The 22708-nt window shown below is 70.1% G+C and carries 25 protein-coding genes and 1 tRNA gene; 10 read left to right on the top strand and 16 right to left on the bottom strand.

What is annotated here, in order from left to right; all coding sequences use genetic code 11:
- Position 1 precedes the first annotated feature (1 nt).
- A complete protein-coding gene (locus tag ACPOLB_RS01125) occupies positions 2-1201 on the bottom strand; it encodes an efflux RND transporter periplasmic adaptor subunit (RefSeq protein ID WP_425259458.1) in 1200 nt (399 codons plus the stop codon).
- A 237-nt stretch (positions 1202-1438) separates the two neighbouring features.
- On the opposite strand from ACPOLB_RS01125, the gene ACPOLB_RS01120 reads away from it, so the two are divergent.
- From ACPOLB_RS01120 to ACPOLB_RS01105, 4 genes are read left to right on the top strand one after another with little or no spacing between them, the layout of a single operon-like run.
- Positions 1439-2074 (top strand): TetR family transcriptional regulator, encoded by a 636-nt coding sequence (locus tag ACPOLB_RS01120; protein WP_425259457.1) that lies wholly within the window; start codon positions 1439-1441, stop codon positions 2072-2074.
- Between the two features lie 6 nt (positions 2075-2080).
- Positions 2081-3088 (top strand): DUF72 domain-containing protein, encoded by a 1008-nt coding sequence (locus tag ACPOLB_RS01115; protein ID WP_425259456.1) that lies wholly within the window; start codon positions 2081-2083, stop codon positions 3086-3088.
- A gap of 21 nt (positions 3089-3109) precedes the next feature.
- Positions 3110-3730, top strand: coding sequence for a UPF0149 family protein (locus ACPOLB_RS01110; RefSeq protein ID WP_425259455.1), 621 nt, complete (start codon positions 3110-3112; stop codon positions 3728-3730).
- Entirely contained in the window at positions 3727-4338 is a 612-nt protein-coding gene (locus ACPOLB_RS01105; protein WP_425259453.1) for a DUF938 domain-containing protein, read from the top strand. The genes ACPOLB_RS01110 and ACPOLB_RS01105 overlap by 4 nt, the downstream gene beginning before the upstream one ends.
- On the opposite strand, the gene ACPOLB_RS01100 is transcribed toward ACPOLB_RS01105, so the two are convergent.
- The 7 genes from ACPOLB_RS01100 to cysS all read right to left on the bottom strand — a co-directional run bounded on the left by ACPOLB_RS01100 (position 4335) and on the right by cysS (position 11540).
- Positions 4335-5621, bottom strand: coding sequence for an amidase (locus tag ACPOLB_RS01100; RefSeq protein ID WP_425259452.1), 1287 nt, complete (start codon positions 5619-5621; stop codon positions 4335-4337). The two genes, ACPOLB_RS01105 and ACPOLB_RS01100, sit on opposite strands and share 4 nt — an antisense overlap.
- A gap of 82 nt (positions 5622-5703) precedes the next feature.
- Positions 5704-5796, bottom strand: a tRNA-Ser gene (locus tag ACPOLB_RS01095).
- Positions 5797-5835: 39 nt separating this feature from the next.
- Positions 5836-7110: an aspartate kinase gene (locus ACPOLB_RS01090; RefSeq protein ID WP_425259451.1), complete on the bottom strand. Its 1275-nt coding sequence runs from the start codon at positions 7108-7110 to the stop codon at positions 5836-5838.
- Positions 7111-7167: 57 nt separating this feature from the next.
- Entirely contained in the window at positions 7168-8496 is a 1329-nt protein-coding gene (gene tilS, locus ACPOLB_RS01085) for a tRNA lysidine(34) synthetase TilS (protein ID WP_425259450.1), read from the bottom strand.
- 7 nt (positions 8497-8503) lie between these two features.
- Positions 8504-9475 carry an acetyl-CoA carboxylase carboxyltransferase subunit alpha gene (locus ACPOLB_RS01080; RefSeq protein WP_425259449.1) on the bottom strand — a complete coding sequence of 324 codons (972 nt, stop codon included), beginning with the start codon at positions 9473-9475 and terminating at the stop codon, positions 8504-8506.
- Positions 9475-10167 (bottom strand): DNA-3-methyladenine glycosylase family protein, encoded by a 693-nt coding sequence (locus ACPOLB_RS01075; RefSeq protein WP_425259448.1) that lies wholly within the window; start codon positions 10165-10167, stop codon positions 9475-9477. The genes ACPOLB_RS01080 and ACPOLB_RS01075 overlap by 1 nt, the downstream gene beginning before the upstream one ends.
- Entirely contained in the window at positions 10167-11540 is a 1374-nt protein-coding gene (gene cysS, locus ACPOLB_RS01070) for a cysteine--tRNA ligase (protein ID WP_425259447.1), read from the bottom strand. The genes ACPOLB_RS01075 and cysS overlap by 1 nt, the downstream gene beginning before the upstream one ends.
- 174 nt (positions 11541-11714) lie before the next feature.
- On the opposite strand from cysS, the gene ACPOLB_RS01065 reads away from it, so the two are divergent.
- The 5 genes from ACPOLB_RS01065 (at position 11715) to ACPOLB_RS01045 (ending at position 14901) form a co-directional block, all read left to right on the top strand.
- Positions 11715-12200 (top strand): tetratricopeptide repeat protein, encoded by a 486-nt coding sequence (locus ACPOLB_RS01065; RefSeq protein WP_425259446.1) that lies wholly within the window; start codon positions 11715-11717, stop codon positions 12198-12200.
- Positions 12201-12285: 85 nt separating this feature from the next.
- Positions 12286-12801, top strand: coding sequence for a peptidylprolyl isomerase (locus ACPOLB_RS01060; RefSeq protein ID WP_425261991.1), 516 nt, complete (start codon positions 12286-12288; stop codon positions 12799-12801).
- A gap of 2 nt (positions 12802-12803) precedes the next feature.
- Entirely contained in the window at positions 12804-13307 is a 504-nt protein-coding gene (locus tag ACPOLB_RS01055) for a peptidylprolyl isomerase (RefSeq protein WP_425259445.1), read from the top strand.
- The gene (locus tag ACPOLB_RS01050; protein ID WP_425259444.1) at positions 13307-14119 is read left to right on the top strand and encodes a UDP-2,3-diacylglucosamine diphosphatase; all 813 of its coding nucleotides are present in this window, start codon (positions 13307-13309) and stop codon (positions 14117-14119) included. Before ACPOLB_RS01055 ends, ACPOLB_RS01050 begins: the two co-directional genes overlap by 1 nt.
- A complete protein-coding gene (locus tag ACPOLB_RS01045) occupies positions 14116-14901 on the top strand; it encodes a zinc-dependent peptidase (protein ID WP_425259443.1) in 786 nt (261 codons plus the stop codon). The genes ACPOLB_RS01050 and ACPOLB_RS01045 overlap by 4 nt, the downstream gene beginning before the upstream one ends.
- Here the strand turns inward: ACPOLB_RS01045 and clpA are convergent.
- Both clpA and clpS read right to left on the bottom strand, forming a co-directional pair.
- On the bottom strand, positions 14898-17207 hold the full coding sequence (clpA, locus tag ACPOLB_RS01040) for an ATP-dependent Clp protease ATP-binding subunit ClpA (protein ID WP_425259442.1): 2310 nt from the start codon (positions 17205-17207) through the stop codon (positions 14898-14900). The genes ACPOLB_RS01045 and clpA overlap by 4 nt on opposite strands.
- Entirely contained in the window at positions 17204-17563 is a 360-nt protein-coding gene (clpS, locus tag ACPOLB_RS01035) for an ATP-dependent Clp protease adapter ClpS (RefSeq protein ID WP_425259441.1), read from the bottom strand. Before clpS ends, clpA begins: the two co-directional genes overlap by 4 nt.
- Before the next feature lie 250 nt (positions 17564-17813).
- Between clpS and ACPOLB_RS01030 the strand changes: the two genes are divergently transcribed.
- Positions 17814-18068, top strand: a complete 255-nt coding sequence (locus ACPOLB_RS01030) for a cold-shock protein (RefSeq protein WP_425259440.1) — start codon at positions 17814-17816, stop codon at positions 18066-18068.
- Positions 18069-18113: 45 nt separating this feature from the next.
- Here the strand turns inward: ACPOLB_RS01030 and ACPOLB_RS01025 are convergent, their stop codons facing one another.
- The 6 genes from ACPOLB_RS01025 to ACPOLB_RS01000 are packed head-to-tail and all read right to left on the bottom strand — an operon-like array spanning position 18114 to position 22664.
- Positions 18114-18407, bottom strand: coding sequence for a copper-binding protein (locus ACPOLB_RS01025; RefSeq protein WP_425259439.1), 294 nt, complete (start codon positions 18405-18407; stop codon positions 18114-18116).
- A 17-nt stretch (positions 18408-18424) separates the two neighbouring features.
- Complete coding sequence (locus tag ACPOLB_RS01020; RefSeq protein ID WP_425259438.1) at positions 18425-18910, bottom strand: DUF411 domain-containing protein; 486 nt, start codon at positions 18908-18910, stop codon at positions 18425-18427.
- Between the two features lie 11 nt (positions 18911-18921).
- Entirely contained in the window at positions 18922-19437 is a 516-nt protein-coding gene (locus ACPOLB_RS01015; protein WP_425259437.1) for a cupredoxin domain-containing protein, read from the bottom strand.
- Positions 19437-20852, bottom strand: a complete 1416-nt coding sequence (locus ACPOLB_RS01010) for a multicopper oxidase family protein (RefSeq protein ID WP_425259436.1) — start codon at positions 20850-20852, stop codon at positions 19437-19439. The genes ACPOLB_RS01015 and ACPOLB_RS01010 overlap by 1 nt, the downstream gene beginning before the upstream one ends.
- A gap of 17 nt (positions 20853-20869) precedes the next feature.
- The gene (locus ACPOLB_RS01005) at positions 20870-22312 is read right to left on the bottom strand and encodes a TolC family protein (RefSeq protein WP_425259435.1); all 1443 of its coding nucleotides are present in this window, start codon (positions 22310-22312) and stop codon (positions 20870-20872) included.
- Between the two features lie 10 nt (positions 22313-22322).
- The gene (locus ACPOLB_RS01000) at positions 22323-22664 is read right to left on the bottom strand and encodes a hypothetical protein (RefSeq protein WP_425259434.1); all 342 of its coding nucleotides are present in this window, start codon (positions 22662-22664) and stop codon (positions 22323-22325) included.
- Between the last annotated feature and the right edge of the window lie 44 nt (positions 22665-22708).

Below are 22708 nucleotides of genomic sequence, written 5' to 3'. Positions count from 1 at the left end.
CTTACTTCGATGCTGCCGGTGCCGCGGGGGCGGCGGCCGACGCCGCGCCTGCCGGCGACCAGGGCACCGGGTTCACCGGCGCTCCGGGCACGAACATCTTCTGGAAGCCGTCGACGATGACCTGTTCGCCTGGCTTCAGGCCGTCGGTCACGACCCACTGGCCGCCCTGCCCGGCGCTGACCTTCACGGTGCGCGGCGCCGGCTTGTTGCCTTCGCCGACCACCAGCACCGTGTCGCCCTGGTTCGTGCGCGTCACCGCCTGCTGCGGGACGAGGAAGCCCGCGGGCAGCTCGGCCTGCGACAGCCGCACGCGCACGAACTGCCCCGGCAGCAGCAGGCCTTCGGCGTTGGGCACCTCGGCACGCAGCGTCACCTGGCCCGAGCTCGCGTCCACCGTCAAGTCGCTGAACAGCAGCTTGCCCGGCCGCGGCAGCTCGCTGCCGTCGTCCAGCACCACGCGCACGTCCACGGCCTGGCTGGCCTTCAGCTGGTTGGCTGCCAGCGCCTTGCGCAGCCGCAGCAGTTCGCTGCTGCTCTGCGTGAAGTTCACGTAGACGCGGTCGGTCTGCTGGATCAGCGCCAGCTGGGTGGCCTCGGTGGCGCTGACCAGGGCGCCCTCGGTCACCAGCGCACGGCCGATGCGGCCGGCGATCGGCGCGGTCACCCGCGCGTAGCCGAGGTTGATGCTGGCGGTCTGCACCGCAGCGCGGCCGGCGGCCACGTCGGCCTCGGCGCTCTTCTGCGTCGCCTGCGCGTTCACGAAGTCCTGCTGGCTGATGGCCTGCGCCGCGGCCAGCGGCCGATAGCGGTCGACCGTCGCCGTGGCCTGCGCCAGGCTCGCCTGCGCACGCGCGAGCTGCGCGTTGGCGCTGGCCAGCGCGGCCTGGTAGGGGGCCGGGTCGATCTGGAACAGCGGCTGGCCGGCCCGCACCTCGCTGCCTTCACGGAACTGCCGCTGCAGCACGACGCCGTTCACGCGCGCCCGCACCTGTGCCGTGCGCAGGGCCTCGACGCGGCCGGGCAGCTCGGTCTGCAGGGCCACCGCTTGCGGCGCGACGGTGACCACGCCGACGGCCGGCGGCGGCGGCATGCCACCACCGGGCGCGCCGCCGCTCGCGGCGTCCTTGCCGCTGCAGGCCGCGAGCACCGCGGCCACCAGGAGGGCCAGCGTCAGCGCCGGCAGGGAGTGAGTGTTGTTCATGGGCGCGTCTTCGCGGCGAAGCGGAGCTGGACGGGATGGGCAGGTGCGGAAGTGGGAGTGGTTTGACCCAGCGCAAAAGGAGGGTTCACGCGGAGTGTCACCAGGGAGGGCACGGAGTATACATACAGTCTAGAATGTATGTTTGATGACAACGGCAGCAATGCACCAGTGCGGACGATGCAACAGTCGTTCCCGCCGTTCCACCAGCCCCGCCCATCCCCACCACACGCCCGCACGATGGCCCGCAAGACCAAGGAAGAAGCGCTCGTGACCCGCGCGCGCATTCTCGACGCCGCCGAGCACCTGTTCCAGCAGCAGGGTGTGTCGGGGACGTCGCTGCAGGACATCGCCAGCGCTGCCGGCGTGACACGCGGCGCGGTGTACTGGCACTTCCACGACAAGGGCGACCTCTTCAACGCGATGATGGACCGCGTCTGCCTGCCGATGGAGACCGAGTCCACGCAGCGCCTGGACCGCGCCGACGATCCGGCGCCGCTGACGACGTTGCGCGACCACCTGCTGGGCGTGCTGTCCGGCCTGGCCAGCGACGCCCAGCTGCAGCGCGTGTTCGAGATCGCCACGCACAAGATCGAGTACGTCGACGAGCTGACCGCCGTGCGCGAGCGCCACCTGCAGATCCGCAACGACTACACCGACGCGCTCGAACGCACGCTGCGCGCGGCGCAGCGGCGCGGCCACGTGCTGCGCGCACCGTCGGCGCGCCACATGGCCATCGGCCTGCATGCGCTGCTCAACGGGCTGATCCAGAACTGGATGCTCGACCCCCAGGGTTTCGACCTGCTGCCGGTGGGGCGGCTGGCGATCGAGTCCTTCCTGGCCGGGCTGGCGCAGCCGCAGCGCCCCGCGGACTGAGCGGCGGTGGACGCCGTGCCGGCCGGCGCGCCGCAGGGGGCGCTGTTCGACGGGGCGCCGGCCGTGCTGCCGGCAGCGACCGACGCCCACGTGCGTGCGCTGGCGCAGGCCCTGCAGGTGCGCTGGGGCGGGCGGCTGCACCTGGGCACCTCGTCGTGGCACTTTCCCGGCTGGCAGGGGCTGGTGTGGCAGGGTCGGCATGGCGATGCGCTGCTGTCCCGCCACGGTCTGCAGGCCTACGCCCAGCACCCGCTGCTGCGCTGCGTCAGCCTGGACCGTGCGTTCTACCGGCCGCTGGACGCCGCCACCTACCGGGCGCTCGCCGCCCAGGTGCCGGAGCACTTCCGTTTCGTCGTGAAGGCGGCCGCGCTGGTGTGCGACGCTGTGCAGCGTGCGCCCGGCACCGGGGCCGCGCTGCAGCCCAACCCGCAGTTCCTGGACCCGGCCGCGGCGCTGCGGCTGTGCGTGCAGCCGGCCGTCGACGGACTGGGCCCGCAGCTGGGCGCGCTGGTGTTCCAGCTCTCGCCGCTGCCAGCGACCTGGCTGCGCGACACGGCGGCGTTGCACCGGCGGCTGGCCGACCTGTTGGCCGCCGTCGTGCCGGCCGTGCCGGCGGGCAGCCTCGTGGCGCTGGAACTGCGCGACGCGGAGCTGCTGACGCCGCCGCTGGCAGCGTTGCTGCGTTCCCATGGCGTGCGCTGCTGCCTGGGCCTGCACGACCGCCTGCCCGCCATCGACGCGCAGCTGCCGATGCAGCGCGCCACCTGGCCCGGCGACCTGGTGTGCCGCTGGAACCTGCAGCGCGGCCAGCGCTATGCCCAGGCACGCGACCGCTGGGCGCCGTTCGACCGCCTGCAGGCGCCCGACGTGCCCACGCGCACGACGCTGGCCCGCGTGGTGGCGGGCACGCTGAACGCCGGCCACCGTGCGTTCGTCACCATCAACAACAAGGCCGAGGGGTCGGCACCGCTGTCGGTGATCGCGCTGGCCGAGGCCCTGCTGGGCCTGCCTTGACGCAGCGGCGACAATCGCGACGTGGACTACCCCGATTACAACCCCGCTCTCGACAGCCCGCCGCTCAGCGACGAGGAACTCGACAGCCTCGACCAGCTGCTGCAGGCGCTGCCCGGCGACACCGCCATGAACATCGAGGGCCTGGACGGCTACCTGACCGCGCTGGTGGTCGGCCCGCCGCTGCTGCAGCGGCTGAGAAGCGCCGACTGGCTGCCCGTGGTGTGGGGCGGCGACGGCAGCGGCAGCGCGCCGTTCGCCAGCCAGAAGCAGCGCAAGCGCGCCGCCGTGCTGGTGCTGCGCCACCTGCACGCCATCCACCAGCAGCTGCAGCGCGACGCCGACGCCTGGGAGCCGGTGTTCAGTGTTGCGGAGACCCCCGACGGCGAACTCGTCGATGCCGAGGACTGGTGCATCGGCTTCCTGCAGGCCGTGGCGCTGGACAGCGAGGCCTGGGCCCCGCTGTTCGACGACGCCACGCTGGGCCCGGCCCTGGTGCCGATCGCGCTGCTGGGCGGCGACGACAGCACGCTCGGCGACGCCGACCGGGAGCGCCTGGCCGACCCGGCCGAACGCGACGCGCTCAGCCGCGCCGTGGCCGACGCGGTGCCCTTGCTGCACGCGCGCGCCGGCGCCAGCGCATGAACGCGGGTCCGCCCGACGACCTGCGCCTGCACAGCGCCGCCGCCGAGCGCAACCGCGTGCCACTGCTGGCTGCGCTGCAGCGGCTGTTGCCGCCGCATGGCCAGGCGCTCGAGATCGCCAGCGGCACCGGCCAGCATGCCGCGCACTTCGCCGCTGCCCTGCCCGGCTGGCGCTGGCAGCCGACCGAGGCCGACCCGCGCCTCGGCGACTCCATCCGCGCCTGGTGCCGCGACCTGCCCAACGTGGCCGCCCCGCTGCGGCTGGACGTGACGGCACCTGTCTGGCACGGCGTGCCGTCGGTCGTGGACCTGCTGTTCTGCGCCAACCTGCTGCACATCGCGCCGTGGCCGAGCACGCCGGCACTGATGCAGGGTGCAGCGCGCCACCTGGCGCAGGCCGGCCTGCTCTGCATCTACGGCCCGTTCATCGAGGACGGCGTGCCCACCGCGGCCAGCAACCTGGACTTCGATGCCGACCTGCGGCGCCGCGATCCGTCCTGGGGCCTGCGCCGCCTGCCCGACGTGCTGGCCGCGGCCGTCGGCCGCCGGGCTGCGCCTGCAGGAGCGGCTGCAGCTGCCGGCCAACAACCTGCTGTTGGTGTTGTCTAGGCAAGCAGCCGGCTGAGGCACCAGTCGGCGGCGGCGAGCAGCCGCGCGTCGTCGCCGAAGCGGCCCACCAGCTGCATCCCCACCGGCAGGCCGTTGGTGCCCCGCGTGAACGGCAGGTGGATGCAGGGCAGTCCCAGCAGCGTCCAGCCGCGGCAGAACAGCGGGTCGCCGGTGGCGTCCAGACCGGCCGGCGCGGTGCCGATGGCGCTGGGCGCCAACAGCACGTCCACGCCGTCGAACAGCACCTGTGCCTGCTGCCGTGCCAACGCGGCCTGCGCCTGGTGCGCCGCGTGCGTGGCACCGTCGATCGCCATGCCCTCGTCCATCAGCGCCAGCAGCCGGGCGCTCAGGCGCGCGCGGTGCTGCGTGCGCTCGTGGCTGAGCGAGCGCGCCATCTCGAAGGCCATGATGGACTTCTGCAGCGACACCAGATCCGGCAGTGCCGCAGGCCAGGCCTCGCGCACCTGCGCCGCGGGGCCCAGCCGCTGTGCGGCGAGCGCGAACGCGGCCTGCGTGTCGGCGTCGGCCTGCGGCCACTCGGGCGTGCGGCACAGGCCGATGCGCGGCGTGCTGCCGTCGTGCGGCTGCAGCAGGCGCGCGTCGCCGGTCAGCACCGCGCCGAGCAGCGCCACGTCGGCCACGGCCCGGCCGAAGCCGCCGACGGTGTCCAGGCTTTCCGACAGGCTCTTGATGCCGCCGCGCGGCACCCGGCCCCAGCTGGGCTTGTAGCCCACCACGCCGCAGAAGGCGGCCGGGCGGATGATGGACGCCGCCGTCTGCGTGCCCAGCGCCAATGGCAGCATGTGGTCGGCCACCGCACCGGCCGAGCCGCTGGACGAGCCGCCGGGCGTGTGCATCGGCGTGCGCGACAGCGCGTGCGGGTTGCGCGTGGCGCCGGGGTGGAAATACGCGAACTCGGTCGTCACCGTCTTGCCGGCCACCACGGCACCGGCCTCGCGCGCCAGGGCCACCGCAGCGGCATCGGCCGCCGGCCGGTGGCCGGCATAGACCGCCGAGCCATAGGCCGTGGGCAGGTCGGCGGTGTCGATCAGGTCCTTCACGCCCAGCGGCAGGCCGTGCAGCAGGCCACGCAGCGGGCCGGCGTCGAGCGCACGGGCCTGGGCCAATGCCTGGTCGACATCGAGGTGGGCGAAGGCCTGCACCGCAGGCTCGCGTTCGGCGATGCGCTCCAGGCAGTCGCGCAGCACGGCCTCGGCGCCGAGTTCACGGCGCTGCAGCCGGGTGGCGAGTTCGTGTGCGGTCAGCGTGTGCAGTCGGGTCACGGCCACTCCCTCTGTTCCAGGGCACCAAACGAAACGGGCCCCGCGAGGGGCCCGTTCAATCGTGCAGACTGTCTTGCAAGCTTGGCGGAGTCGGAGGGATTCGAACCCTCGATGCAGGTTTTGCCCACATACTCCCTTAGCAGGGGAGCACCTTCGGCCACTCGGTCACGACTCCGGCGAAGACGCGCATTCTAGCCTGAGTTTTCGGCCGCTTTCAGGCCGCAGCGGCAGGCTGTTCGAGATCGAACGCCTTGTGCAGCGCGCGCACCGCGAGCTCCATGTACTTCTCGTCGATCACCACGCTGGTCTTGATCTCGCTGGTGCTGATCATCTGGATGTTGATGCCCTCTTCGCTGAGCGTGCGGAACATTTTGCTGGCCACGCCCACGTGGCTGCGCATGCCGATGCCGACGATGCTGACCTTGCAGATCTTCGGGTCGCCCAGCACCTGCGCCGCGCCAGTGGCCGGTGCCACCGTGTTCTTCAGCAGGTCCAGCGTCTTCGCGTAGTCGTTGCGGTGCACCGTGAACGAGAAGTCGGTGCGACCGTCGTGCGAGACGTTCTGGATGATGACGTCGATGTCGATGTTGGCATCGGCCACCGGGCCCAGGATCTGGTATGCGATGCCCGGCTTGTCGGGCACGCCCATCACGGTGATCTTGGCTTCGTCGCGGTTGAAAGCGATGCCGGACACGACAGCTTGTTCCATCTTCTCGTCTTCCTCGAAAGTGATCAGCGTGCCCGAGCGCGCTTCCTCGTTGATGTCGATGTCCCAGGGCGTGAAGCTCGACAGCACACGCAGCGGCACACGGTACTTGCCGGCGAACTCCACCGAGCGGATCTGCAGCACCTTGCTGCCCAGGCTGGCCATCTCCAGCATCTCCTCGAAGCTGATGGTGGACAGCCGGCGCGCCTCGGGGACGATGCGCGGGTCGGTGGTGTAGACGCCGTCGACGTCGGTGTAGATCAAGCACTCGTCGGCGTGCATCGCGGCGGCGATCGCCACGGCCGAGGTGTCGCTGCCGCCGCGGCCCAGCGTGGTGACGTTGCCGTCGCCGTCGATGCCCTGGAAGCCGGTGATGACCACCACCTTGCCGGCGGCCAGATCGGCACGCACGCGCTTGTCGTCGATGCTCTCGATGCGGGCCTTGGTGTACGAGCGGTCGGTGGCCACGGGCACCTGCCAGCCCGAGTAGCTCACGGCCTGCAGGCCCTGGGCCTGCAGTGCCAGCGCCAGCAGGCCCACCGACACCTGCTCGCCGGTGGCGGCGATGGCGTCCAGCTCGCGCAGCGCCGCGGCGTCCATGGCGGCGGGCGACAGTTCCTTGGCCAGGCCGAGCAGGCGGTTGGTCTCGCCGCTCATCGCCGAGGGCACGACCACCATCTGGTGGCCGGCGCGCGCCCATTTGGCAACGCGCATCGCGACGCTGCGGATGCGTTCGGTCGACCCCATCGAGGTGCCGCCGTACTTGTGAACGATCAATGCCATGGGTGCGGGCTCTCTTCTCGCGGTGTTTCTCGCTGGAACTGGCGAAAACCCTTGATTTTAGCCCGCGGGTGCTGCGTCCTCGGCGCCATCCGGCAGCCATTGCAACTGCAGCTGGCGCACGCCGGGCGGCGCGATGCAGCGCGCGTCGATGCCGAGCCCGGGGACGAAGACCAGTGTGTCGCCGTCGAACAGCAGCGGGCCGCCGCGGTGCCACGCAGGCACACGGGCCGCCTGGTACTGCTTCTTCAGGCTGCGCGGCACCCCACCCGGATGGGCCAGGAACTGCTCGCCGCCTTCGCGCTGGCGCAGGCTCGGCTTGCGCAAGCGCGAAGGCTCGATGCCGCCGTGGTCGGCGGCTGTGACGACGAATCGGCCGCCCCAGCCAGCGGCGCGATGCACACCCGGCCGCTGCAGCGCCAGCGAGCGTGCAGGCTCCGACGGTGTGGGTGGTGGGGCGGGGGCCACCAGCGGGTGCAGACGCAGCAGCCCGTCGTGCAGCCGCAGTTCAGCCTGCGGCGCCGGCCAGCGTGCGCTGCGCGCGCGCGGCAGCTCGTCGGCGAGGCGCTCGACCAGCGACTCCGGCACACCGCCCGGCACCTGCTGCTGCAGCCACTGGCGCAGCACCAGCCGGCGCCGCGGCGCGGCCAGCAGCCGCCAGGGCGCGCAGCGCAGCGCGCCGTCGGGATGCAGCAGCGGTGCCAGGTCGGCCACCGCCAGCGCGTGCAGGCCGGCAGCGGCTTCCTGCGCGCGCCGTGCCGCGGCCTGCAGCTGCGCTTCGGCATCGGGGAACGCCTGCTGCAGCGCGGGCCAGACGTGCAGGCGCAGGCGGTTGCGGGCAAAGCGCGGGTCGGCGTTGCTGGCGTCGTCGACGAATGCGAGACGGTGGCGGCGCACGTAGGCCTCGATGGCCTCGCGCGGCCGTTCCAGCCAGGGCCGCGCCCAGGTGATGCCGGCCCGCTCGGCAAGAGCCGGCATGGCCGCCAGGCCTGCGGGACCGCCGCCACGCAGCGCCTGCAGCAGCAAGGTCTCGGCCTGGTCCCGGCGGTGGTGCGCGAGCAGCACGAGGCCGCAGCCGGCGGTGCGGGCCATCGCGGCCAGCGCCTTGTAGCGTTCGCGCCGCGCCCAGGCCTCGATGCTGTCGCCACGGGCGGGCTGGCCCTGCAGGCGGGTGGCGTGGAACACCACGGGCAGTCCCCGGGCGGCCCAGCGGCGACACTGGTGCTGCACGTGCAGCAACCAGGCGTCGGCCTGCGGCGCCAGGCCGTGATGCACATGCAGGGCATGCACCTGCACGCCGAGCGGGCCTGCAGCGCGCGCCGCGGCGTGCAGCAGCGCGGTGGAATCGCGGCCGCCGCTGACGGCCACCGCCACCGCGCGCGCGTTCACCGCGGGCTCACCGCTCCGTGGTGTCGCCGTAGCGGCCGTAGGACTGCAGGCGCTCGTAGCGGCGCTGCAGCAGGTCCTTCGTCTTCAGGTCGGTGACCTGGCGCAAGGCGTCGTTCAGCGCCCGCTTGAGCTGGGCGGCCATCCACTTGGTGTCGCGGTGCGCGCCACCCACGGGTTCGTTGACGATCTTGTCGATCACGCCCAGCGCCTTCAACCGGTGCGCGGTGATGCCCAGCGCCTCGGCGGCATCGCTGGCGCGCTCGGCGGTCTTCCACAGAATGGACGCGCAGCCCTCGGGCGAGATCACCGAGTACACCGAGAACTGCAGCATCAGCACCTGGTCGGCCACGCTGATGGCCAGCGCGCCGCCCGAGCCGCCCTCGCCGATGATGGTGGTGATGATGGGCACTTCCAGCTGCGCCATCTCGAAGATGTTGCGACCGATGGCTTCCGACTGTCCGCGCTCCTCGGCGCCGATGCCGGGATAGGCGCCCGGCGTGTCGACGAAGGTGAAGACCGGCAGGCCGAACTTCTCGGCCAGCTTCATCAGCCGCAGCGCCTTGCGGTAGCCCTCGGGGCGGCTCATGCCGAAGTTGCGCGCGGTGCGCTCCTTGGTGTCGCGGCCCTTCTGGTGGCCGAGCACCACGCAGGCGTTGCCATTGAACCGCGCCAGGCCGCCCACGATGGACAGGTCGTCGGCGTAATGCCGATCGCCGTGCAGTTCCTGGAAGTCGGTGAAGATCTCGCCCACGTAGTCCAGCGTGTACGGCCGCTGCGGGTGGCGCGCGATCTGCGTGACCTGCCAGGGCGTGAGGCTGGAGTAGATGTCCTTCGTGAGCTGGGTGCTCTTGCCGGCCAGCCGCTGGATCTCGTCGGAGATGTCGACCGCCGATTCGTTCTGCACGTAGCGCAGTTCGTCGATCTTGCTTTCGAGCTCGGCGATCGGTTGCTCGAAGTCCAGGAAATGACGCTTTGACATCAGTACTCCACGGGCAGCGGGTCGAGGCTGCGCCAAATATACCAAGTGGCCACCGAACGGAACGGCGCCCACGCCTCGCCGACTTCGCGGGCTTCGGCCCGCGACACCGGCTCGCCGCTGAAGTAGTTGACGCTGATGCCCTTGATCAGGCCCAGGTCGTCCAGCGGCATCACGTTCGGACGCATCAGGTGGAAGATGAGGAACATCTCGGCCGTCCAGCGGCCGATGCCACGGATGGCGATCAGTTCCGCGATGATGGCCTCGTCGTCCATCTCCTGCCACTGGCCGACGTGCACGTTGCCCTCGTCGAAGTGGCGCGCCAGGTCCAGCAGGTATTCGGACTTGCGCGCCGACAGCCCGGCGGCGCGGAGGGTCTCGACAGGCAACAACCGCACCGCGGGCGGCGGCAGGTGCGTGGCCGGGCCGCCGACCGTGGCTGCGAAGCGGTCCCAGACCGACTGCGCGGCCTTCACCGAGATCTGCTGCCCGACGATGGAGCGCGCCAGCGTGGTGAAGGCATCCCCGCGGCTGCGCAGGCGCGCTTCGCCGAACTTCGGGATCAGCTTCTTCATCACCCGGTCGCGGCGCGACAGGTGGCGGCAGGCGTCGTCCCAGTACGCCGGGGTCACGTCCGGCACAGCGGAGACTGCGGAGGCCGCCTCGGCGGCCTGTGCAACCAGCGCCTTCGGCATCAGGCCTTGACCCAGGTGGTGCCCTGCGCCGTGTCCTTCAACACGACGCCTTGCGCCAGCAGCTCGTCGCGGATGCGATCCGACTCCGCGAAGTCGCGCGCGCGCTTGGCCGCGGCGCGTGCGTCGATGCGCTGCTGGATGGCTGCTTCGTCCAGGCCGCTGCCGCCCTGCAGGTAGTCGCGCGGCGGTTGCTGCAGGATGCCCAGCACGCCCGCCAGCGACTTCAGCAACGCCGCCGTGCCGGCGTCGTGCGTGCGGTTGAGCTCGCCGGCCAGTTCGAACAGCACGGCCAGGGCGCCAGGCGTGTTGAAGTCGTCGTCCATCGCTGCCTTGAAGGCGGCGGCGTGCGGTGCGGACCAATCGATGGCGCCGGCCTCGGCGGGCACGGCGTCCAGCGCGGTGTAGAGCCGCTTCAGCGCCGTGCGTGCCTCGTCGAGCAGGGCGTCGGCGAAGTTGAACGGGCTGCGGTAGTGCGTGCGCAGCATGAAGAAGCGGATGGTCTCGCCATCGAACTTCTGCAGCACGTCGGCGATGGTGAAGAAGTTGCCCAGGCTCTTGGACATCTTCTCGTTGTCGACGTTGAGGAAACCGTTGTGCAGCCAGTAGTTGACGAACGGATGGCCGAGCGCGCCCTCGCTCTGCGCGATCTCGTTCTCGTGGTGCGGGAACTGCAGGTCCATGCCGCCGCCGTGGATGTCGAAGTGCTCGCCCAGCAGGGCGCAGCTCATCGCCGAGCACTCGATGTGCCAGCCCGGCCGGCCCGGCCCGTAGGCGCTGGGCCACTTGGCGTCGTCGGGCTCGTCGACCTTGGCCGACTTCCACAGCACGAAGTCCAGCGGATCGTCCTTGTCGCCGAGCACCGCCACGCGCTCGCCTGCGCGCAGTTCGTCCAGGCTCTTGCCCGACAGCTTGCCGTATCCGGGGAAGCGGCGCACCGCGAAGTTGACGTCGCCGCCCTCGGCCTGGTAGGCCAGGCCCTTGGCCTGCAGCTGCCCGATGATGGACAGCATCTGCGGCACGTACTCGGTGGCGCGGGGTTCGGCGCTCGGGGGATCGAGGCGCAGCGCCGCGAAGTCGCGGTGCATGGCCGCGATCATCTCGTCGGTGAGTGCGCGGATCGACATGCCGCGCTCCAGCGCGCGCCGGATGATCTTGTCGTCGATGTCGGTGATGTTGCGCACGTAGGTGACGCGGTAGCCGCTGGCGCGCAGCCAGCGGTAGACCACGTCGAACGCCAGGTTCATGCGCGCATGGCCCATGTGGCACAGGTCGTAGACCGTGATGCCGCACACATACATGCGCACCTCGCCCGGCGTGAGGGGCGTGAAGGTCTCGAGCCGGCGCGTCAGGGTGTTGTGGATGCGGAGGGTCATGCGGCGAAAGGCGTTCTTCGTGGGGCGCGCCGATAGAATCGACCAGTATAGCGGTGTGGTTTTGCCGCCTTCCGCCCCCTCTGGCTGCCCTGCTCTGTCCGCCTCCCCCACCCGATGCCCCGCCGCTTTCCGATCGCCTTGCGGGTCTTGCCCGCCCGCAGCCTGGGTCTTGCAATGGCGGCCCTGCTGGCCATCGGCGGGGCCGCGGTCCGTGCCGACGAAGTGGCCGCGGTGCGGCAGCTGCAGCGCAGCGGTGACACCGCCGCCGCGCTGGAACGCGCCGAGCGCGCCGTGGCCGCCGAACCGCGCAACACCCGGCTGCGCTTCCTGCACGGCGTGCTGTTGCTCGACGCGCAGCGCGACGACGCCGCGATGGCGGTGTTCCTGCGGTTGAGCGAGGACTACCCCGAGCTGCCGGAGCCCTTCAACAACATGGCGCTCCTGCACGCCCGCGCGGGCCGCATCGATGCGGCACGGCAGGCGCTGGAAACCGCGTTGCGCAACGACCCCGGGCACGCCGTCGCGCGCCGCAATCTGGGCGACATCCACCTGCGGCTGGCGCTGCAGGCCTGGGAGACGGCTGCGCAGCAGCTGCCGGCCGACGCCGCGCTGCAACGCAAGCTGCAGGTGGCCCGCGAGCTGGCCGCCGCCAGTCGCTAGACTCCCGGATTTCCCGCAGCCATCCACTGGAGAGAAGCGCTTGAAGAATCCCCTGCCGCTGCTGGCCCTCGTCGTGGGCGCTGTCATGGCGCTGCCCGCACACGCCGACAAGGTGCGCCTGGCCACGAGTGCCGGCGACATCGTGCTCGAACTCGACCGCGAGAAGGCGCCGAAGACCGTCGACAACTTCCTGCAGTACGTGCAGGCCGGCCATTACGACGGAACGATCTTCCACCGCGTGATTCCCACGTTCATGATCCAGGGCGGCGGCATGAAGCCTGACATGGGCGAGAAGCCGACGCGTGCGCCGATTCCCCTGGAGAGCCGCAATGGCCTGAGCAACGTGCGTGGTGCCGTGGCCATGGCACGCACGATGGATCCGAACTCGGCCACGGCGCAGTTCTTCATCAACGTCGGCGACAACCCGTTCCTGGACCAGCCCAACGCGCGCGACGGCAACGGCTACGCCGTGTTCGGCAAGGTCGTCGCGGGCATGGACGTGGTCGACAAGATCAAGCTCGTGCCCACCAAGTCCGCCGGGCCGCACCAGAACGTGCCCGAAACCCCGGTCCTCATCAAGAAGGCCACCCTGGAGAAGTAGAGATGAGCAAGTTCGTTCAGATGGACACCAGCGCGGGCACGGTCCGCATCGAACTCGACGACGAGCGCGCGCCGCTGTCGGTGGCCAACTTCCTGCAGTACGCGCAGGCCGGCCACTACGACGGCACCGTCTTCCACCGCGTCATCAAGGGCTTCATGATCCAGGGCGGCGGCTTCGAGCCCGGCATGAAGCAGAAGCCCACCGGCGCGCCGATCAAGAACGAGGCCAACAACGGCCTGAAGAACAAGCGCTACACGCTGGCGATGGCACGCACGTCCGATCCGCACTCGGCCACGGCGCAGTTCTTCATCAACGCCACCGACAACGACTTCCTGGACTTCCGCGCCGAGAATGCCCAGGGCTGGGGCTACGCGGTGTTCGGCCGGGTCGTCGAAGGCATGGACGTCGTCGACAGCATCGAGAAGGTCGCGACAGGCCGCAAGGGTTTCCATGACGACGTGCCGGTCGAGGACGTGACCATCCGCAAGGTCACCGAGGTGGCCTGATGCAACCCGGCAGCGACACGTCCGCCGTGGCGCTGCCGGTGTTCTACGAACTGGCGGCGCCCAAGGGTTGGCGCAGCATCGACTTCATCTCCGACATGCACCTGTCGGCGGCGCTGCCGCACACGGTGGAGGCGTGGGCGCAGCACCTGCGCAACACGCCGGCCGACGCCGTGTTCATGCTGGGCGATGTGTTCGAGGTGTGGGTCGGCGACGACGCCCGCCAGCTCCCGTTCGAACGCCACTGCGTGGACGTGATGGCCGAAGCGGCCAGCCGGCGCACCTTGGCCGTGATGGTGGGCAACCGCGACTTCCTGCTGGGCGCGCAGATGCTGCGGGCCTGCGGCGCGATGGCGCTGCCCGACCCGACGCTGCTGACCGCCTGGGGCCGCCCGGTGCTGCTGACGCACGGCGACGCGCTGTGCCTGGAGGACACCGCCTACCAGAGCTTCCGCCGCGAGGTGCGCAGCGACCACTGGCAGCAAGATTTCCTGGCCCGCCCGCTGGCAGAGCGGCTGGCCATCGCCGCCGACATCCGGCGCCAGAGCCAGCAGCGGCACAGCTTCGACGGACGCGTGGACGCCGACATCGACGCCGGCACCGCCGTTGCCTGGCTGCATGCGCTGGGAGCGTCGGAGATGGTGCACGGCCACACGCACCGGCCTGGCAGCCAGGACCTCGCTCCGGGCTTCAAGCGCCATGTGCTGAGCGACTGGGATCTCGACGACGCAGAACGGCCGCGCGCGCAAGTGCTGCGCCTGAGCCGCGACGGCTTCGTCCGGCTGCAGCCGACCGGCGCCACGGGACCGGCGTGAAGCCGGCGGCGACGGTGTGGCGCCCGGTGGCGCACTGGGTGTCGCGCTGGCAGCAGTGGCGCGACGACGCCGCCGTGGCGCGTCGCCCGATCCGCGACGACCTGTGGAAGCGCACCCTGGTCCGCTACCCCTTCCTGCAGCGCAGCGACCCGGCCGAGCAGGCCCTGCTGCGACGCATGAGCAGCCTCTTCCTGGATCGCAAGGAATTCGACGCCGCACCAGGCGTGCGCCTGACCGACGACGTCGCCGTGGCCGTGGCGGCGCAGGCCTGCCTGCCCGTGCTGCGGCTGGGGCTGGACGCCTACGCGGGCTTCGTCGGCATCGTGCTGCACCCCGACGCCGTGGTCGCGCGCCGCAGCGTCGTGGGCGACGACGGCATCGTGCACGAGTACGACGAGGAACTGGCCGGCGAAGCGATGGAGGGGGGCCCAGTGATGCTGTCCTGGCGCGACGTGCGAGGCGCCGGCCGCAGCGCAGCCGATGGCTACAACGTGGTCATCCACGAATTCGCCCATGTGCTCGACATGGCGCAAGGCTTCTCGGCCGGCAACGCCGTGGTGCATGAGCAGCACGCAGCCTTCGCGGCACGCGTGGATGCGGGCGCGGAACTGCAGCTCGATCCGTACGGGGCCGAGGCACCTGAGGAATTCTTCGCCGTCTCCAGCGAAGCCTTCTTCGTCAATGCCCGGCCCTTCAAGGAACAACACCCCGTGATGCACGAGGTGTTGTGTGGCTTCTACCGGCAGGACCCTGCCGCGGCGCAACCGCCGGGTCGACCCTAGACGGCCGTCGTCTCGGCCTTGGGCTTGTCGCTCTTGCGCGGCGGCTGGATGTCCAGCGTGACCTCGTCCTTGTCGTCCAGGTCCACCGTGAGGCGCCCGCCGTCGACGAGGCGACCGAAGAGCAGCTCGTCGGCCAGCGCACGGCGGATCATGTCCTGGATCAGACGCTGCATCGGGCGCGCGCCCATCAGCGGGTCGAAGCCCTTCTTCGCCAGGTGCTTGCGCAGGTTGTCGCTGAAGGTCACCTCGACCTTCTTCTCGGCCAGCTGGCTTTCCAGTTGCAGCAGGAACTTGTCGACCACGCGCATGATGATTTCCTCATCGAGCGCACGGAACGACACGATCGCATCCAGCCGATTGCGGAACTCGGGCGTGAACAGTCGCTTGATGTCGCCCATCTCGTCGCCTTGCTGGCGCGAGTTGGTGAAGCCGATCGTCGACTTGTTCATCGTCTCGGCGCCGGCGTTCGTCGTCATCACGATGATGACGCTGCGGAAATCGGCCTTGCGCCCGTTGTTGTCGGTCAACGTGCCGTGGTCCATCACCTGCAACAGCACGTTGAAGACATCGGGGTGCGCCTTCTCGATCTCGTCGAGCAGCAGCACGGCGTGCGGCTTCTTGGTGATGGCCTCCGTCAGCAGGCCGCCCTGGTCGAAACCCACGTAACCCGGAGGCGCGCCGATCAGCCGGCTCACGGCGTGGCGCTCCATGTACTCGGACATGTCGAAGCGGATCAGCTCGATGCCCAGGATGTAGGCCAGCTGCTTCGCGACTTCGGTCTTGCCGACGCCGGTGGGGCCGCTGAACAGGAAGCTGCCGATCGGCTTCTCCGGCTTGCCCAGGCCGCTGCGCGCCATCTTGATGGCGGCGGCCAGCGCCTCGATCGCCGGCTCCTGGCCGAAGACCACGCTCTTCAGGTCACGCTCCAGCGTCTTGAGCTTGTCGCGGTCGTCGCTGCTGACCGAGGCCGGCGGAATGCGCGCGATCTTCGCGACGATCTCCTCGACCTCGTTGCGCGTGATGGTCTTCTTGCGCTTGCTCGTGGGCAGGATGCGTTGCGCCGCGCCGGCCTCGTCGATGACGTCGATGGCCTTGTCGGGCAGATGGCGGTCGTTGATGTACTTCGCCGACAGCTCGGCGGCGGCCTGCAGCGCCGTCAGGGCGTACTTCACGTTGTGGTGGTCCTCGAAGCGGCTCTTCAGGCCCTTCAGGATCTCGACCGTCTGCTCGACCGACGGCTCGACCACGTCGACCTTCTGGAAGCGCCGCGACAGCGCCGCGTCCTTCTCGAAGATGCCGCGGTATTCGCTGAAGGTGGTGGCGCCGATGCATTTCATCGCGCCGCTGCTAAGGGCCGGCTTGAGCAGGTTGCTGGCGTCCAGCGTGCCGCCCGACGCGGCACCCGCGCCGATCAGCGTGTGGATCTCGTCGATGAAGAGGATCGCGTTCGGCTGGTCCTTCAGCTGCTTCAGCACACCCTTCAGGCGTTGCTCGAAGTCGCCCCGGTACTTGGTGCCGGCGAGCAGCGCGCCCATGTCCAGGCTGTACACGGTGGCGTCGGCCAGCACTTCCGGCACATCCTTCTCGGTGATGCGCCAGGCCAGACCTTCGGCGATGGCGGTCTTGCCCACGCCGGCTTCGCCCACCAGCAGCGGGTTGTTCTTGCGGCGGCGGCACAGGATCTGGATGACGCGCTCGACCTCGTGCTCGCGCCCGATCAGCGGGTCGATCTTGCCGGCCAGCGCCTGCACGTTCAGGTTCTGCGTGAACTGGTCGAGCGGGGAACCCTTGCCCTCGCCGCCGGCACCGTCTTCCTTCTCGCCCTCGTTACCGCTGCTCTCGCTGGACTTCTGCGGCTCGGGCGGGTCGCTCTTCTTGATGCCGTGCGCGATGAAGTTCACGACGTCCAGCCGCGTCACGCCCTGCTGGTGCAGGTAGTAGACGGCATGCGAGTCCTTCTCGCCGAAGATGGCCACCAGCACGTTGGCGCCGGTGACTTCCTTCTTGCCGCTGCCCGTGCTCTGCACGTGCATGATGGCGCGCTGGATCACGCGCTGGAAGCCCAGCGTCGGCTGCGTGTCGACCTCTTCGCTGCCACCCACCGTGGGCGTATTTTCCTTGATGAAGGTGGCCAGGCTCTTGCGCAGGTCCTCGATGTTGGCGGCGCAGGCACGCAGCACCTCGGCGGCGCTGGGGTTGTCCAGCAGCGCCATCAGCAGGTGCTCGACGGTGATGAATTCGTGCCGCTGCTGGCGCGCTTCGACGAACGCCATGTGCAGGCTGACTTCCAGTTCTTGCGCAATCATGCGGCCTCCATAATGCACTGTAGCGGGTGCCCGTCGCGGCGGGCCGCGGCAAGCACGAGTTCGACCTTGGTCGCGGCAACGTCTTTCGGGTACACGCCGCAGACGGCGCGTCCTTCGTGGTGGATCTTCAGCATGATGTGCGTGGCCGTTTCCAGATCACGCTGAAAGTAGTGCTGCAGCACCATCACGACGAACTCCATGGGGGTGTAGTCGTCGTTGAGCATCACCACCTGGTACAGGCTGGGCGGCTTGGTCTTCGCTGCCTGTCGCTCCGCGACGACCGCACCCTGCCCGCCTTCGCGGGCCGGCGCGGCCGGTGGCTTGGGTGGGGCGGGGGATGGCGGCTCCTCGGGCATAGCCCATTCTATTCACCTTGTCGGTCTTTGCTCCGGCCGCGCCGAACGATCCCTTGCTGGTGTGCATGTTGCTGCATTTGGCGCGACTTCCCGTCGCTGCCCGGCCGGGCAGCGGCGGAGACTCGCCCCCGATGCGCCGCCGATTGACGAAAGTTTGTCGAATGCGGAACCCCGCTGCAGCCCGACGCATTGTTGACAAATTTCAAGGTCGGAGGAGAGAATTTGCCAGTTAGCAGTTCAGAGGTCCGCCATGGCGTTCGGCACAGTTAAGTGGTTCAACGATGCGAAGGGTTTCGGCTTCATCGAGCCCGAGGATGGGGGCCCCGACGTCTTTGCGCACTTCTCGGCCGTGCAGATGGACGGCTTCCGCACGCTGAAGCAAGGTGGCCGGGTCACGTACGAGCTCGTGCAGGGACCCAAGGGCAACCTGGCCCAGAACATCCAGCCTGTGCAGGCGCCGCAGGCCGTCGAGCCTGCCGACGCCCTGCGACAAGCGGCAGACTGACGGATCAAGGGCAGACCGGCGAGCCCGGCTCCCCTGCCCCCGCGATCACGGCACGACCTGGATCTCCGTGACCGTGTACTTGCCGCCCTCGTGGACGGCAGCGAAGCGCACCTTGTCGCCAGCCTTCAGCCGGTCGAGCAGTGCACGCTCCTTCACGTGGAAGACCATGGTCATCGGCGGCATGTCGAGCGACTTGATCTCGCCATGGCGCAGCGTCACCTTGGCGGCGTCCTTGTCGATCTTGCGCACTTCGCCGTCGGTCATGTCGGACTTCGTCTGTGCCAGTGCGGGCAGCGCCAGCAGGGCGCTCAGCAGCAGGGTCGGAAGGGTGCGTCGCATGGTCGGGTCTCCTGATTTCAACGGTACGAGGTGAAAACGCGCGGGGGGCCGCCGCGGACGACGAGCAGCACGTCGTAGGCATCGCGACGCGGCCCGTACTCCGGCCCGTCCATGCCCGGCGAGCCGATCGGCATGCCGGGAACGGCCAGGCCGATGGCGTCGGGCCGCTCGCGCAGCAGGCGCAGCACGTCCTTGGCCGGCACGTGGCCCTCGATCGCGTAGCCGCCGACCAGCGCCGTGTGGCACGAGCCCAGTTGCATCGGGATCTTGACGCGCTCGCGGACCGCGGTGTTGCCGCTGTCGTGCACGCGCACACGAAAGCCGTTCGCTTCCATGTGCGTCACCCAGTCCTTGCAGCAGCCGCAGGTCGGGCTCTTCCAGACGTCCACCGGCGTCGGCGCCACCGGGGCGGCCGCGCGCACCGGCGCCGCCAGCGTCGCGAGTCCCAGTGCCAGCAGGTGGCGGCGCTGCCGGCGTGTCCGGGTGCATTGGCGTGTGTGCATGTCGATTCCTTTCATCGTGCGGCTGGTCGGGGGCTGGCGTCGGCCAGCACCACGATCGTGCCCACCATGCCGGCCTGGTAGTGGCCGGCGATCAGGCAGGCGAACTCGAAGGTGCCGGCGCGGTTGAAGTTCCAGACGATCTCGCCGGTCTTGCCCGGATCCACGTGCGCCATGTATGGCTCGTCGTGTTCCATGTTCGGGAACTTCAGCATCAGTGCCGCATGGGCGTCGAGTTCCTCGCGCGTGCCGATGACGAACTCGTGCAGCAGCTTGCCGGTGTTGCGCACCTCGAAGCGCACCGTCTCGCCCTGGCGCAGTTCGATGCGATCGGGCCGGAAGCGCATGTCGTCGCCCATCGACACCACGATGCTGCGCCGGGCGGCCCGGGCGTCGCCCGCGATGCCCCAGGGCTTCTGTTCCTTCCGGGCGGGCGCCTTCTTGCCGGCATGGCTGTCGGGGCCGTGCGCGTGCACGGCGCTTGTGCAGGCGGCCAGCGCCGCTGCGGACAGGACGGTGCGGCGCCGCATCAGTGGTGCCCCTTGTGGCCGGCCGGCTTGCGCACCTGGACCTCGACGTCCTGCGCAGGGCGTGCGGCCAGGGGCATCGACCCCGGCCCTTCGGCCTTGAAGCGTGCGGGGTCCGGCACGCTGCCAGTGAACTCGTAGGCCACGGTGCCCGGTGGATGCTGGTACCAGCCCGGGTCGCCGTAGTCACCCCGCTTCTGGTCCTTGCGCACCTTCACCACGCTGAACATGCCGCCCATGCCCACGGCACCGAAGGGTCCCTGCCCAGCCATCATCGGCGCGGTGTTGTCGGGCAGCGGCATCTCCATCTCGGTCATGTCCTTCATGCCGCGCTCGCCCATCACCATGTAGTCGGGGATCAGCCTGGTGATCTGCCGCGCCACGCCGGAGTGGTCGACACCGATCATCGTGGGCACGCCGTGGCCCATCGCGTTCATCGTGTGGTGGCTCTTGTGGCAGTGGAAGGCCCAGTCGCCTTCCTCGTCGGCGAGAAAGTCGATCTGCCGCATCTGCCCCACCGCGATGTCGGCCGTGATCTCGTACTGCCGGGCGCTCTTCGGGGTCGGCCCACCGTCGGTGCCGGTGATCAGGAACTCGTGCCCATGCAGATGGATCGGGTGGTTGGTCATCGTCAGGTTGCCCACGCGGATGCGCACCTTGTCCATGTGACGCACCACCAGCGGGTCGATGCCGGGGAAGATCCGGCTGTTCCAGCTCCACAGGTTGAAGTCGAGCATGGTCATGATCTTGGGCGTGTAGCTGCCGGGGTCGATGTCGTAGGCGTTCAGGAGGAAACAGAAGTCGCGGTCGACGTCGTCGATCAGCGGGTGCTTCGTCTTCGGATGCGTGACCCAGAACCCCATCATGCCCATGGCCATCTGCACCATCTCGTCGGCATGCGGGTGGTACATGAAGGTGCCGGGTCGGCGGGCCACGAACTCGTAGACGAAGGTCTTGCCGGGCGGAATGCCGGGCTGGTTCAGGCCGGTCACGCCGTCCATGCCGTTGGGCAGCCGCTGGCCGTGCCAGTGGATGCTGGTGAGCTCGCCGAGCTTGTTGGTGACGAAGATGCGCACGCGGTCGCCCTCGACCACCTCGATCGTCGGGCCCGGGCTCTGGCCGTTGTAGCCCCACAGGTGGGCCTTGAAGCCGGGCGCCATCTCACGCACCACGGGCTCGGCCACCAGGTGGAACTCCTTGACGCCGTTGTTCATGCGCCAGGGGAGCGTCCAGCCGTTGAGCGTGACGACCGGGTTGTACGGCCGTCCGGTGCCGGGCACCAGCGGTGGCATCGTGTCGGGCCTGGTCTGGATGACGGGCTCGGGCAAGGCGGCCATCGCCACCCGGCTCACGGCGGCGGCGCTCACGGCGGCCGTCACGGCACCGGCACCGCCAAGCAGTCTGCGTCGGGAAACCATCGGGGCTCCTCGTGGGTTCAGTGGGCCGCCGCGTCGCCAGGCGACGCGGCGGCAGGGGCGGCGGCGGGCGCCGCCAGGAGGCCGGGCTTGCCCACCAGGGCCATGTCCAGATCGGCCTGGGACAGCCAGAAGTCGCGCAGCGCGTCGATCGCGCCGTTCACGCTGGCGATCTGCGCGCGCGCGTCGGCCAGCAGTTCGAACACGCCGATGAGCATGCCGTTGTAGCGCAGCACGTTCTCCTCGGCGATGCGCTGGCGCAGCGGCACGATCTCGTCGCGGTGGTGGCGTGCGATGTCCCAGGCACTGCGGTAGGTGCCGTAGGCTTCGCGCACCTCGGAGCGCGCGTCGATGGCGGTCTGCGCGGCGCCGTGCAGCGCCTGCATGTAGACGCTTTCCGCGCGCGCCACGCGGGCGCCGCCCCAGTCGAACAGCGGCAGCTCGAAGCCGACCTCCCACCCACGCTGCGTCGGTGCTTCGTTCGAGCTGTTGCGCGACAGGCCGAGCTCCAGCACGTTGACGAAGCGCGTCGTGCGGGTCAGCCCCAGGTTGCTGGCGGTCTGCGCGACGGCCAGCCGTGCGCCCTGCACATCCAGTCGCTGCTCGATCGCCAGGCGCTCCACGTCGGGCAGGTCGCGCGGGCGCTCCGGCAGGTCGGGCAGGCGATCCGGCAGGCGGAAGTCCGTCTGCGAGCCCCACAGGCCCAGCAGCCGCGTCAGCCGCTCGCGCGCCGCGCGCCGGGCTTGCTGGGCACGCGCGGCACCCAGGGCCGCCTCGGCATAGAAGCCCTGTTCGCGGGCACGCTGCAGCTTGTTGAAGTTGCCGACCTCGGCCATGCGCCGGGCCAGATCCGCGCTGGCCTCGGCCGCCTGCATCACCTGCGTGCTGTAGCGCACCGACTCCTCGGCGGCCACGGCCAGCACCCAGGCCTTGCGTGTCTGTGCAGCCAGGTCCAGCACGCTGGCCGCCGCCCGAGCCTGCACCTGGCCGAACCGGCGCTGCTCCACCTGCTGCAGCAGCGGCATCGCCAGCAGACGAGCCAGGTTGAGGTGCAGCCCGCGCTCGAGTTCGATCTCATCGCCCTGGGTCATGCGCCCGAAGCTGAAACCGGGATTGGGCAGGCGGCCGGCCTGCACGAGGTCGGCCTCGGCGATGCCGAGCTCGAAGAAGGCGGCCTGCAGGCCGCGGTTGTTCAGCAGCGCCAGCTGCACCGCGGCTTCCAGCGTCAGCGGTTGCTGCAGCAGTTCGGCCACACGACGGCCGACGGTGGCTTGCGCGGCGTCGCTGCGGGTCCAGACCACCTCGTGGCCCAGACGGGCCTGTGCCGTCTGCGCCACCGGCCCGAAACCACCGTCGCCGCTGAACGACGCGCAGCCGGCCAGCAGCAGCGCTCCCGCAGCTGCCGCTGCGCGGGACAGGCCCGGCTTGCGCCCAGGCTGCCACGAAGGGGAGAAGTTGCGCATCGCGCCCCCTTCAGTGCTGGTGGCCGCCGGTCGCACGCGGCGTCTGCTGCTGCGGTTGCTGCGGCACCGCCGCGCCCTCGGGGACGGTGGCCTCCCGGGCATAGACACGCCAGCCGCCGATGCGCGTGACCGTGTCGTTGGCGTCCTTCCAGGACCCCACCTGCACGTCGCGGTGGCCGCGGTAGCGCTGGAACGGCGAGACGTGCGTGACAGGCGGCACGCTCGCACGTGCGTCGAGCGGATCGGGCCTGGCCGTGCCGACAGCAGGCGGGGCATCGGCAGCCAGGCTGGCGCCGCAGACGAGCCCGGCGGCGATCAGCACGCCGAAGGCGGTGGTGGGGTGACGGAGCATGGATTCCTCGCGAACGCACATCGAACGAGCCACCTGCAGTGCAG

Origin of the sequence: Rubrivivax soli (assembly GCF_049810355.1) — a bacterium.
Lineage (GTDB): Bacteria > Pseudomonadota > Gammaproteobacteria > Burkholderiales > Burkholderiaceae_C > Rubrivivax.
This window is presented reverse-complemented; position numbering and strand designations above follow the sequence as displayed.

What these genes read in the sequence shown, in the direction of transcription:
- ACPOLB_RS01060 (WP_425261991.1), top strand. Translation starts at nt 12,286, where the DNA reads ATGGCGCTGCCCGCACACGCCGACAAGGTGCGCCTGGCCACGAGTGCC.
- ACPOLB_RS01125 (WP_425259458.1), bottom strand. Translation starts at nt 1,201, where the DNA reads ATGAACAACACTCACTCCCTGCCGGCGCTGACGCTGGCCCTCCTGGTG.
- ACPOLB_RS01000 (WP_425259434.1), bottom strand. Translation starts at nt 22,664, where the DNA reads ATGCTCCGTCACCCCACCACCGCCTTCGGCGTGCTGATCGCCGCCGGG.
- ACPOLB_RS01080 (WP_425259449.1), bottom strand. Translation starts at nt 9,475, where the DNA reads ATGTCAAAGCGTCATTTCCTGGACTTCGAGCAACCGATCGCCGAGCTC.
- ACPOLB_RS01055 (WP_425259445.1), top strand. Translation starts at nt 12,804, where the DNA reads ATGAGCAAGTTCGTTCAGATGGACACCAGCGCGGGCACGGTCCGCATC.
- ACPOLB_RS01030 (WP_425259440.1), top strand. Translation starts at nt 17,814, where the DNA reads ATGGCGTTCGGCACAGTTAAGTGGTTCAACGATGCGAAGGGTTTCGGC.
- ACPOLB_RS01090 (WP_425259451.1), bottom strand. Translation starts at nt 7,110, where the DNA reads ATGGCATTGATCGTTCACAAGTACGGCGGCACCTCGATGGGGTCGACC.
- ACPOLB_RS01025 (WP_425259439.1), bottom strand. Translation starts at nt 18,407, where the DNA reads ATGCGACGCACCCTTCCGACCCTGCTGCTGAGCGCCCTGCTGGCGCTG.
- ACPOLB_RS01005 (WP_425259435.1), bottom strand. Translation starts at nt 22,312, where the DNA reads ATGCGCAACTTCTCCCCTTCGTGGCAGCCTGGGCGCAAGCCGGGCCTG.
- clpA (WP_425259442.1), bottom strand. Translation starts at nt 17,207, where the DNA reads ATGATTGCGCAAGAACTGGAAGTCAGCCTGCACATGGCGTTCGTCGAA.
- ACPOLB_RS01075 (WP_425259448.1), bottom strand. Translation starts at nt 10,167, where the DNA reads ATGCCGAAGGCGCTGGTTGCACAGGCCGCCGAGGCGGCCTCCGCAGTC.
- ACPOLB_RS01020 (WP_425259438.1), bottom strand. Translation starts at nt 18,910, where the DNA reads ATGCACACACGCCAATGCACCCGGACACGCCGGCAGCGCCGCCACCTG.
- ACPOLB_RS01015 (WP_425259437.1), bottom strand. Translation starts at nt 19,437, where the DNA reads ATGCGGCGCCGCACCGTCCTGTCCGCAGCGGCGCTGGCCGCCTGCACA.
- ACPOLB_RS01120 (WP_425259457.1), top strand. Translation starts at nt 1,439, where the DNA reads ATGGCCCGCAAGACCAAGGAAGAAGCGCTCGTGACCCGCGCGCGCATT.
- ACPOLB_RS01065 (WP_425259446.1), top strand. Translation starts at nt 11,715, where the DNA reads ATGGCGGCCCTGCTGGCCATCGGCGGGGCCGCGGTCCGTGCCGACGAA.
- ACPOLB_RS01010 (WP_425259436.1), bottom strand. Translation starts at nt 20,852, where the DNA reads ATGGTTTCCCGACGCAGACTGCTTGGCGGTGCCGGTGCCGTGACGGCC.
- ACPOLB_RS01050 (WP_425259444.1), top strand. Translation starts at nt 13,307, where the DNA reads ATGCAACCCGGCAGCGACACGTCCGCCGTGGCGCTGCCGGTGTTCTAC.
- cysS (WP_425259447.1), bottom strand. Translation starts at nt 11,540, where the DNA reads ATGACCCTCCGCATCCACAACACCCTGACGCGCCGGCTCGAGACCTTC.
- ACPOLB_RS01105 (WP_425259453.1), top strand. Translation starts at nt 3,727, where the DNA reads ATGAACGCGGGTCCGCCCGACGACCTGCGCCTGCACAGCGCCGCCGCC.
- clpS (WP_425259441.1), bottom strand. Translation starts at nt 17,563, where the DNA reads ATGCCCGAGGAGCCGCCATCCCCCGCCCCACCCAAGCCACCGGCCGCG.